The 10,564-nt window shown below is 34.2% G+C and carries 10 protein-coding genes, 1 tRNA gene and 2 pseudogenes; 10 read left to right on the forward strand and 3 right to left on the reverse strand.

What is annotated here, in order from left to right:
* Window positions 1-161: 161 nt before the first annotated feature.
* Window positions 162-1,331 carry a Na+/H+ antiporter NhaA gene (gene nhaA, locus FNW21_RS15660; protein WP_144257692.1) on the reverse strand — a complete coding sequence of 390 codons (1,170 nt, stop codon included), beginning with the start codon at window positions 1,329-1,331 and terminating at the stop codon, window positions 162-164.
* A gap of 138 nt (window positions 1,332-1,469) precedes the next feature.
* On the opposite strand from nhaA, the pseudogene FNW21_RS15665 reads away from it, so the two are divergent.
* Both FNW21_RS15665 and FNW21_RS15670 read left to right on the forward strand, forming a co-directional pair.
* Window positions 1,470-2,408, forward strand: a pseudogene (locus tag FNW21_RS15665) (2-hydroxyacid dehydrogenase); the annotation flags it as partial.
* A gap of 488 nt (window positions 2,409-2,896) precedes the next feature.
* A pseudogene (locus FNW21_RS15670) lies at window positions 2,897-3,177 on the forward strand (TM2 domain-containing protein).
* A gap of 78 nt (window positions 3,178-3,255) precedes the next feature.
* Here the strand turns inward: FNW21_RS15670 and FNW21_RS15675 are convergent.
* Window positions 3,256-4,917, reverse strand: coding sequence for an Ig-like domain-containing protein (locus FNW21_RS15675; RefSeq protein WP_144257693.1), 1,662 nt, complete (start codon window positions 4,915-4,917; stop codon window positions 3,256-3,258).
* A gap of 149 nt (window positions 4,918-5,066) precedes the next feature.
* Between FNW21_RS15675 and mce the strand changes: the two genes are divergently transcribed.
* The 3 genes from mce to FNW21_RS15690 all read left to right on the forward strand — a co-directional run bounded on the left by mce (window position 5,067) and on the right by FNW21_RS15690 (window position 6,203).
* Window positions 5,067-5,468: a methylmalonyl-CoA epimerase gene (mce, locus tag FNW21_RS15680; protein WP_144257694.1), complete on the forward strand. Its 402-nt coding sequence runs from the start codon at window positions 5,067-5,069 to the stop codon at window positions 5,466-5,468.
* Window positions 5,469-5,612: 144 nt separating this feature from the next.
* A tRNA-Ile gene (locus FNW21_RS15685) sits at window positions 5,613-5,686 on the forward strand.
* A gap of 289 nt (window positions 5,687-5,975) precedes the next feature.
* Window positions 5,976-6,203 (forward strand): hypothetical protein, encoded by a 228-nt coding sequence (locus tag FNW21_RS15690; protein WP_144257695.1) that lies wholly within the window; start codon window positions 5,976-5,978, stop codon window positions 6,201-6,203.
* Between the two features lie 37 nt (window positions 6,204-6,240).
* Here the strand turns inward: FNW21_RS15690 and FNW21_RS15695 are convergent, their stop codons facing one another.
* Window positions 6,241-6,828 (reverse strand): riboflavin synthase, encoded by a 588-nt coding sequence (locus FNW21_RS15695; protein WP_144257696.1) that lies wholly within the window; start codon window positions 6,826-6,828, stop codon window positions 6,241-6,243.
* 58 nt (window positions 6,829-6,886) lie between these two features.
* Between FNW21_RS15695 and pdxA the strand changes: the two genes are divergently transcribed.
* From pdxA to accB, 5 genes are all read left to right on the forward strand, one after another.
* On the forward strand, window positions 6,887-7,936 hold the full coding sequence (gene pdxA, locus FNW21_RS15700; RefSeq protein ID WP_144257697.1) for a 4-hydroxythreonine-4-phosphate dehydrogenase PdxA: 1,050 nt from the start codon (window positions 6,887-6,889) through the stop codon (window positions 7,934-7,936).
* 95 nt (window positions 7,937-8,031) lie between these two features.
* Entirely contained in the window at window positions 8,032-8,583 is a 552-nt protein-coding gene (locus FNW21_RS15705; RefSeq protein ID WP_144257698.1) for a YceD family protein, read from the forward strand.
* Between the two features lie 9 nt (window positions 8,584-8,592).
* Window positions 8,593-8,787, forward strand: a complete 195-nt coding sequence (rpmF, locus tag FNW21_RS15710) for a 50S ribosomal protein L32 (RefSeq protein WP_007137315.1) — start codon at window positions 8,593-8,595, stop codon at window positions 8,785-8,787.
* Between the two features lie 173 nt (window positions 8,788-8,960).
* Window positions 8,961-9,959 (forward strand): beta-ketoacyl-ACP synthase III, encoded by a 999-nt coding sequence (locus FNW21_RS15715; RefSeq protein ID WP_144257699.1) that lies wholly within the window; start codon window positions 8,961-8,963, stop codon window positions 9,957-9,959.
* A gap of 23 nt (window positions 9,960-9,982) precedes the next feature.
* Window positions 9,983-10,462, forward strand: coding sequence for an acetyl-CoA carboxylase biotin carboxyl carrier protein (gene accB, locus FNW21_RS15720; RefSeq protein WP_144257700.1), 480 nt, complete (start codon window positions 9,983-9,985; stop codon window positions 10,460-10,462).
* Window positions 10,463-10,564 lie beyond the last annotated feature (102 nt).

A 10,564-nucleotide genomic window follows, 5' to 3' on the forward strand; every position in this document is an offset into this window, starting at 1 on the left:
ATTGAATAGATTCATCGTTTTTTTTTATCAAATATAAGGCTTTTTATTGTGTTATGGGTAATTGCGGACAATCAAAAAATTTTTTTATAAATTCTAAATAGCACAACTTAAATGACCTTATTTGCCTTATATGGTTTAAAAATTTAGAGTGATTTATATTATTATTTTGATCCCGATTTTACCTTTTGAACTGGATTTTTTAAGGTCAATTTCAGCCAAATAAAACCTACCGTTCCTGCTATAAAAGAGGCTATCAAAATGGCTATTTTGGAATACGTAATTACTTCTTCGCCATCATTTTTGAAAGCCAAAAGCGTGATAAAAATAGACATTGTAAATCCTATTCCGCCCAACATTCCAGCACCTAGAATGTTTTTCCATTTTAAATCTTCGGGCAATGCACAAATGCCCAAACGAACTGCGATAAACGAGAAAAGCCATATTCCAAGCGGCTTCCCAACAACAAGACCCATAATGATTCCAATCGTGTTCGAATGACTTAATCCCTCATGCCAATTGGTTGCAATGGCGATTCCAGTATTAGCCATGGCGAATAAAGGCAAAATAACAAAGGCTACTGGATAATGCAAAATATGTTGCAATCGGTAGGAAGTAGTTTTTTTTCCACCATCCCCAAACGGAATAACAAAGGCCAGTAAAACACCCGTTATTGTGGCATGAACACCCGAATTAAGCATAAAATACCACATCAAAATTCCTCCTAAAAGATACGGAATCAGCCCTTGTACTTTTAACCGATTCAGCAAAAATAAAAGACCCATTGTTCCAAAGGCCAATCCCAAATAAACAAAGGAAATGGAACTGGTATAAAAAATAGCAATTACTAGTATGGCTCCCAAATCATCAATTACCGCAAGTGCTGTCAAGAATATTTTTAACGAGGCGGGCACTTTATTCCCCAATAAAGATAAAATCCCAATGGCAAAAGCAATATCCGTAGCCATGGGAATTCCTGCGCCATTTTGGGTAGTTGTTCCGTAATTTAACGCCAAGAAAATCCCTGCTGGAATCAACATGCCGCCCAAAGCACCAAAAATAGGGAGTGCAGCATTTTTAATACTCGATAATTCCCCTTGGTAAATTTCTCGTTCTAGCTCTAACCCAATCAGTAAAAAGAAAATAGTCATCAAGCCATCATTAATCCAGTGCGTGATGGAATGATGTTCTATTGGAGTTTCCCAAAACGCAATATAACCGCCCTGAAAAACCGAGTTGGCTAGATACAACGAGACAATAGTTACTAAAAGTAGTAGGATTCCCCCGGATTTTTCGCTTTCAAAAAAAGCAGTAAAGGTTTTGGTTAAGGGCATAATTTGAGGATATGGTCTCGATTATTTGGAATAGATTTTTTTCTGATTGGGCTAATTTAAGCAATTTTAACTATTTTTTTGCGTAATTATAAATCGTATTTTTTCCTTACTTTAGTAGGCTCAAACATTCTTTTTTTTATGGAAATCAAAATCCTTCATATCGACAGCAATCACCCTTTGCTCTGGGAACAATTAGAACTAGCTGGCTTTACCAATCACACTGATTTTACTTCGACCAAAGAGGAAATCGAAGCCAAAATCCAGAATTACCAAGGAATTGTTATTCGCAGCCGATTCAAAATAGACCAACAATTTATTGACAAAGCAACTCATTTGCAGTTCATAGCCCGTGTAGGTGCTGGTTTAGAAAGCATTGATTGTGAGTATGCGTTGTCCAAAGATATTCAACTTATTGCCGCTCCCGAGGGCAATTGCAATGCCGTTGCCGAACATACATTAGGAATGATTTTGTCGCTTTTTAATAAATTAAACCAAGCCGATAGCGAAATTCGTTCCGGACAATGGAACCGAGAAAGCAATCGGGGTCATGAATTAGACGGCAAAACGGTAGGCATCATTGGTTATGGAACAATGGGAAAATCTTTTGCTAAAAAATTGCGTGGTTTTGATGTAACAGTGTTGTGTTACGATATTCTAGAAAATGTGGGCGATGCAAATGCAAAACAGGTTTCGTTGAAAGAATTGCAACAAAAAACAGATGTTTTAAGCCTTCATATTCCCTGGACGCCTGATACTGATAAATTGGTTGATTTGGATTTTATTTCGGCTTTTGCCAAATCATTTTGGATCATCAACACCTCTAGAGGCAAGAATATCGTTACCGCCGATTTGGTTGCTGCTATGGAATCTGGAAAAATTTTGGGAGCTGGTTTGGATGTTTTAGAATATGAAAAGCTCTCCTTCGAAACGCTTTTTCAAGATAAAAACACACCAGATGCTTTTCAATATTTATTGGATGGCAAAAAAGTAATTCTTACGCCGCACATTGCTGGATGGACCTACGAAAGTCATGAACGATTAGCACAAGTTATCGTCGATAAGATTAAAGCGCTATATTTCCCACCTGAAAAACCCATTGTGATTGAGGATTGTCAAGAGGTTCGTGTTACGGGAATTGGTGGTGTTTTTTTCAAATCAGAAAATCCAAAAGAACTCATAGCTTGGTATGCAAAGCACCTAGGTCTAAAAACTGATGATTATGGAGCTACTTTTTGCTGGAAGAATACAGATAATGAGGATTGTACCACACAATGGTCTCCTTTTAAGAACGATACCACTTATTTTGAACCCAGTACAAAACAGTTCATGCAAAATTTTAGAGTTCATGATCTAGAACAATTATTAAATAAATTAGCCCTCGAGGGGGTTACTATTATTGGGGAAGTTGCTTCTTATGAGTATGGTAAGTTTGGTTGGATTCTTGACCTTGAAGGAAATAAAATTGAACTTTGGGAACCAATTGACATATCGTTTGAATAAATTTTATATTTTTACTATTCCCTTTTAAAGCATGTAAACGCTTTATAATCATAAATATAGTATATATGGAAAACACAAAACAAGAAGCTTGGAACGCCCCTTATCCAACAGCACAACCCGAAAACAAAAAGATTTTAGCAGGAGTTCTAGCACTTCTTTTTGGAGGTTTAGGAATTCATAAATTGTTTTGGGATATACTCAAGAAGGAATTATTCAACTTATAATAGGTGTTGTAACTTGCGGAATAGGAGGCGTAATTGGATTTATTGAAGGCATTATTTATTTGACTAAAACCGATGAAGAGTTTTACCAAACGTATCAAGTTGGAAAAAAAGGTTGGTTTTAAACTTAGAAAAAATCCAAAAGCCTTCGTTGTTTAAGGCTTCAAAGCAGTAGTTGTTATTTGGAGGTACGAATCAAAAAGCTATAATTTGTTTTTCTTCTTGGCCACTTTCTTTTTAGGTTGTGGCACATAAGGTAGGCTTAAATCAAAGGCTTGTTCCACCTCCCAATTGGTACGAATATCGATTGGTGTCGAAAAATAAACTACTTCTTCGGAGTAGCGTTTTTCTAAATAATTACCACCATCGTATAATTTGTTTTTGTTATCATCGTAAATCGCTCGAAGAGTATAAATCGCGGGTTCTAGAAGATTAAAGGTTACTTTGGAGTTGCTTTGACTGTATTCTGATGCCAAAACATCCCCTTTTTCATTTGTTAATTCAATAAGTATAGGATATTTTTTCACGTTTTGTAAGCTAACGATGAGGTTGCCATAATCGGTTTCGCTTTTAGTGGTCAATTTATACGAAAGACTGTCGTTTGCTTTTTCGTAAAAATCAGTCAAAGCACCTGGCAAAATGGTAAAAGCATATTTTTGAGATGGTTCTTTCTTGAAATCAAAATACAACCGTTGGTGAAAATCATCGTATTCGGTTGTGAATGCAATTTCGGTTTTGACGGTATTGGTGAGCTTTATTTTTGAATTATCAAAACGAATTAATGGAGTTGCCGACTCTAATGTGAAGCGTTCTCTAAAGTTTAAATTCCCGTTTTGAACCGCTGTAATGTTCAAAGTATCTTTCTTTTGTACTTTGATTTTAAAGTTGAAATTTTGTTGGTATTTGCCTTTTTCTACACTCACATTTAGCGAATCGGCTTTCAAGGGTTTGTACCAAATTTGCAACGAATCTTTTTTAGGGAATTGCGTGATTAGGGTTGGGATAACTTCGGTGTTGTTTTTTAAAATTAGTTTCGGTCTTGATTTGGCAAAATCTTGTTTCCCGTCATAACCCATAACCAATCGGTTTCCGGAAATTTGTGTAGGTTTGTAGGCTTTGAACGGCAATGTTTCTTTGAACAATTCCAATTCGAAAACAGTATCGTTTGGAATTTTTATAAATTGTTTTAAAAATCCAATTTTATCCGTTTTGGGATTGAATTTATTGTTGTTGTTTTCGTCTTTCATCGCCACCAAAAGGTATTTTCCAGCTTTTAAATTCTCTAATCTAAATGTTTTTAGACTGTCTAATGTATTGGTAATGTATCTTGGAGGCGACTTGTAAACAACGGAATCTTTAAAATTTTCGTTCACTTCATAAAGCATTATCGATACAAATGAGGCTACTTCTTTCTCGTAAGCATCCTTTACTCTCCCGCCAATAGCCAATGAGTCAATATTTTTTCCTGTTGAAAAGACATATTTGAATTGGTTGTACGGATTTCCTTCGTTATTATCGGTAATGCTTTGACCAAAGTTGAAACTATAGGTTGTATTGGGCTGTAAAGTGTCTTTTATTTTTATGGTAATAAATTTACTAGCCGTTGTAGGTAGGATTAGAGGCTCATATTTCATGGGAGGTGAAATAATCAACTGTTTGTTTAGGTTTTTAAGTTTAACGTACTCGTCAAAAGTCAGTTTTATGTCACTTCCAGTAAAGTTAGTACTGAAATTTTCTGGAAAACTCATTTTCAAGGTGGGTGCAAGAGTATCTTTTAAACCGCCAGTAATATTGCCTCTTTTGGCACAGCCAACAAGAATTAGCAGGAGCAGAAAGTAGGTATAGCGAATATTATTTTTAAACATAATTGGTCAAAATTAGGAATACAAAATAACAATTATATTTACTGTAATCGAAATGTTTTAAGGAATATAAATCCGTTTTTTGAAGTTCACACCTATCGTTTTCGGGATTTTGTGCCAGAATGTGTACTTTTATGGTTGAAAAAAGCCGTATGAAAAAAATGGAGCACATTGGAATTGCAGTCAAAGACTTAATGGTTTCTAATTTAGTTTTCGAAAAATTGCTTGGAACAACTCCTTACAAACAAGAAATAGTAGTTTCTGAAGGGGTGAAAACTTCCTTTTTCAAAACAGGAACTACCAAGATAGAATTGCTTGAAGCGACTAATCAGGATAGTCCTATTGCTAAATTCATTGCCAAAAAAGGCGAAGGAATGCATCATATTGCTTTTGAAGTCGAGGATATTTTGGAAGAAATTATACGGTTAACGAAAGAAGGATTTGTTGTTTTGAATGAAATTCCTAAACAAGGAGCCGATAATAAGCTAGTTGTTTTCTTGCATCCCAAGGATACTAATGGCGTTTTGATTGAATTATGTCAAGAAATAAAATAATTTGATAAAATAATTTCCAAAATAGATTCTTCATAATCAGCACATTCCTCTTTGCTGTTTTGTAATAAAGAATCAAATATGAAATCAGGTCTCAAAATATTTGGAACGAATAAAAAATAGTAGTAATATTGCAACTTCTTAACCGGTCCTATAGCTCAGCTGGTTAGAGCACCTGACTCATAATCAGGTGGTCCCTGGTTCGAGCCCAGGTGGGACCACATTAACTCCTTGAAAAACAATTTGTTTTCAAGGAGTTTTTTTTATTTAGCGTGTAAATTTAGGACACCTCGACCCTTTGTTAAAGCACTTGAATTGTAAAATTTTCATTAAATAATAAGCGCAATCATAAATTTTTGTTTTGTTAAATAGTGTATTTCAACAGAAATATATACTTTTGTATCGGATTTGATTGTTTTTGTAAATTTTATATATTTAATTTACACCTCGTAATGCAGATGAAAGAATAAAAATTATATTAATTCAATCCCTTATTACTTAATTGAGTATATGAAATTTGCCCCAAAAATAACCTTTACTGTACTTGTGTTTTTGTTTGGTTTTTTCGAAACCATAACAGCAGCTCCACCTACACCAAATCCTTTTGGAAGAAAAAGACCGCCTCCACCTCCGGGTTTGCCAATTGACGAAAATATTTTGTTACTACTTCTAGTTGCCGTTGTATTTGGTTTCTATATAGTTTATAATTATAATTTAAAAACAAAAACTCCAATGTAAAATTGGAGTTTTTGTTTTTTATAAAATATTTTTATTGTCATTTCTGTGCATAAAGGCGTGTAACATACTTGCCAATAACATCAAATTCTAAATTAATTATGGTACCCACTTGAAACGTATTAAAATTAGTATGTTCAAATGTGTAAGGAATAATTGCTACACTAAATTGGTTTTTTTGAGAATCAACAACAGTTAAACTAACACCATTTACGGTAATAGAGCCTTTTTCGATAGTGATGTTGTGAAGATTTTGGTCATATTCAAAGGTGTATAGCCAACTTCCATTGGTTTCTTTGGCAACAATACACGTTCCTATTTGATCCACATGACCTTGTACAAGGTGTCCGTCAAGACGATCGCCAAGCTTCATGGCTCTTTCTAGATTGATGCTGTCTCCAATTTTCCAATAAGATAAATTTGTTTTTTTTACAGTCTCATCAATAGCCGTAACGGTGTAAACCGAGTTGTTTATAGCAACAACGGTCATGCAAATGCCGTTATGAGCTACGCTTTGATCTATTTTTAGTTCGCTTGTAAGTGATGAATCTATCGTCAGGTGAAGATTATTCTTGTCTTTTTTTATTTCTTGAACAACGCCAAGTGTTTCTATAATTCCTGTAAACATTTCTTGTTTTATTTTACTAAATTTGCACTTCAAAATTAGTAATAAATACCGTGTAGTCATGATGAAAAAAGCAGAAAATATAATAGTTGGAATTTCAATAGGGGATTTGAACGGTATTGGAAGCGAAGTAGTGCTAAAAACATTCGAAGATCCTCGTATGTTAGAGTTGTGTACGCCGGTTATTTTTGCTAATGCAAGAATCCTATCTTTTCTTAAAAAAAGTTTTGAGTCCACCTCCAGTTTGCACGGAATTGACAAATTAGACCAGATTGTTATAGGCAAAATCAATGTTTTTAATCTTTGGAAAGAAGGTGTTGATTTGAATCTAGGAGTTACCGATGATAAAATAGGCGAATATGCTATAAAATCATTTGTTGCCGCTACCAAAGCTTTGAAAGAAGGTATTGTAGATGTTCTAGTAACCGCACCAATAAACAAATACAACATCCAATCCGAAACGTTTAAATTCCCGGGACATACGGATTATTTAGATCAAGAATTAGAAGGCAATGCTTTAATGTTAATGGTTCAGGACAATTTGCGAGTAGGGCTTTTGACCGATCATATTCCTTTGAACGAAGTGGCAGCACATCTTACCGAGGAATTAATTAGAAAGAAAATAGAAACCGTAAAGCAATGTTTAATTCAAGATTTTAGCATCAACAAACCAAAAATTGCTGTTTTGGGTTTGAATCCACATTGTGGTGATGGCGGTGTTATTGGCAAAGAAGAAGATACTATTTTGAAACCCGCTTTAAAGAAAATATTTGAAAAAGGGACTTTGGTTTTTGGGCCATTTGCTGCGGATGGTTTTTTTGGAAGCAACCAATATGAAAAATACGATGCCGTAATAGCAACCTATCACGATCAAGGATTAATTCCGTTCAAGACACTTTCGTTTGGAAAAGGAGTAAATTATACCGCTGGTTTGAACAAAATTAGAACTTCTCCGGATCACGGAACCGCTTTTGACATAGCAGGTAAGAATTGTGCCGATTATAACTCCTTCAAAGAAGCCGTTTATTTAGCAATTGATATTTATAATTCGAGAAATCAGTACCTGGAAATCAGTCAGAAACCGCTTAAAACAAAAGAAAAACAGTTATAAACAAAAAAAGGTGAATAACATTATTAGAATTACAATAATTTTATATCTTTGCACCCCCGTTCAGATAATTCAGAATAGGATAAATTGTTGTTGAAATGAGCAAGACAAATCAATTTTTAATTCCTTTCGTAGGATTAAAGCTAGGGAAACATCAATTTGAATATCAAGTAAATAATGCGTTCTTTGAAAGCTTTGAGTATGACGAATTTCCAAATTCGGATATCAAAGTAAGTGTAGTTTTAGAAAAAAAATCAACCTTTTTGGAGTTTGGTTTTAAACATAAAGGAACTGTAAATGTACCTTGTGATTTGACAAGCGAAGATTTTGATTTGGCTATAAAAGGCAAAATGAAATTATTTGTTCGTTTTGGAGAAACCTACAATAATGATAATGAAGAACTATTAATTTTGCCTTTTGGCGAATTTGAAATTGATATTGCGCAATATATTTATGAAATGATTGTGCTTTCAGTTCCATTACGACGCGTTCATCCAGGTGTTAAAGACGGAAGTTTAAAAACCGAAGCCTTAACAAAATTGAATGAATTGAGTCTCAAAGAGCAAAAAAAAGAAAGTAAGAAAGAACAAAAAGAAGACAATATTGACCCACGTTGGGACAAATTAAAGCAACTATTAACGGATAAATAATATAGTAAAATGGCACATCCTAAAAGAAAAATCTCGAAAACAAGAAGAGATAAAAGAAGAACACATTATAAAGCTACTGTAGCTCAAATCGCTACTTGTCCAATTACTGGAGAAGCGCATTTATACCATAGAGCTTACTGGCATGAAGGTAAAATGTATTACAGAGGGCAAGTTGTTATAGATAAATCTGTAGCGGTTGCTTAATACATTTCAGTAAATGATATTAGAACTCTCACCATGTGAGAGTTTTTTTTGTTGTTTATACTTTTCATTAAATAAGAAGTTCTAAAACAATACATTTAGAATTTTTTTTGTAATTTTCAAGTCTTTAAAAAAATTTTTCAAATGGTAACATTTGATCAAAATAGTCGAATACAATGAATACAATTACCGCCGCAATCACAGCAGTAGGAGGTTATGTTCCTGACTTTGTTCTCTCGAACAAAGTGCTCGAAACCATGGTAGATACTAATGATGAATGGATAACTTCTCGAACGGGAATAAAGGAAAGAAGAATTTTAAAAGATGCTGACAAAGGAACGTCATATCTTGCTATAAAAGCGGCTCAAGATTTAATTGCTAAAGCTAATATTGATCCGCTAGATATTGATTTATTGATTATGGCTACGGCAACTCCAGATATGTTGGTTGCAGCAACAGGAGTTTATGTAGCAACCCAAATTGGAGCGACCAATGCTTTTGCCTACGATTTACAAGCAGCTTGTTCGAGTTTTTTGTACGGAATGTCAACAGCGGCAGCGTATATTCAGTCCGGGAGATACAAAAAAGTATTGTTGATTGGTGCCGATAAAATGTCATCAATTGTAGATTATACGGATCGTTCGACCTGTATTATATTTGGTGATGGTGCGGGTGCCGTGTTGTTTGAGCCTAATTATGAAGGATTAGGATTGCAAGACGAATATTTAAGAAGTGATGGTGTAGGTCGTGATTTTTTGAAAATTCCAGCTGGAGGCTCTTTGGTGCCAACCACATTAGAAACAGTTCAAGAGAACAGACACAACATCATTCAAGATGGCAAAACAGTTTTTAAATACGCTGTGACCAATATGGCCGATGCTAGCGAATTGATTTTGAAAAGAAATAATTTGACTAATGAAGATGTCGATTGGTTAGTACCACATCAAGCCAACAAACGTATTATTGATGCTACCGCTAACCGAATGAATTTGGAAGATTCAAAAGTCTTGATGAATATTGAGAATTATGGTAATACGACTTCGGCAACGTTACCTTTGGTGCTTTTTGACTTTGAAAAAACATTCAAAAAAGGAGATACCATTATTTTCGCCGCTTTTGGTGGCGGATTTACTTGGGGATCTATTTACCTGAAATGGGCTTACGATAAAAAATAAATTTAAACTAAAAACAAATAATTATGGATTTAAAAGAAATTCAAAATCTAATCAAATTTGTAGCAAATTCTGGAGTTGCAGAAGTTAAATTAGAAATGGATGATGTAAAAATCACCATTAGAACAACTTTAGAAGGTAATGTAACTGAAACTACTTATGTACAACAAATGCCTGCTCAAAATACATTACAGCAAGCCGTTGCACCACAACAAATTGCGCCAGTTGTAGCTGCGCCAGAAGTTGTAGTAGTAGAAACTAACAATTATGTTACTATAAAATCGCCAATTATTGGAACTTTTTATAGAAAACCTTCGCCAGATAAACCAATGTTTACCGAAGTTGGAAGCGTAATTTCAAAAGGTGATGTCCTTTGTGTAATTGAAGCCATGAAATTATTCAATGAAATCGAATCAGAAATATCAGGAAAAATTATAAAAATATTGGTTGACGATATGTCACCAGTAGAATTTGACCAACCTTTATTTTTAGTAGATCCATCTTAAGAAATTATAAATTATAAATTATAAAGGTTCTTCGCCTAAATTAGTGGAAAGTTATAAAAAGGTTTAATTTTAGGGTATGGAATTAGACGGATTAGGGATTTT

Source organism: Flavobacterium restrictum, assembly GCF_007097245.1.
GTDB lineage: Bacteria > Bacteroidota > Bacteroidia > Flavobacteriales > Flavobacteriaceae > Flavobacterium > Flavobacterium restrictum.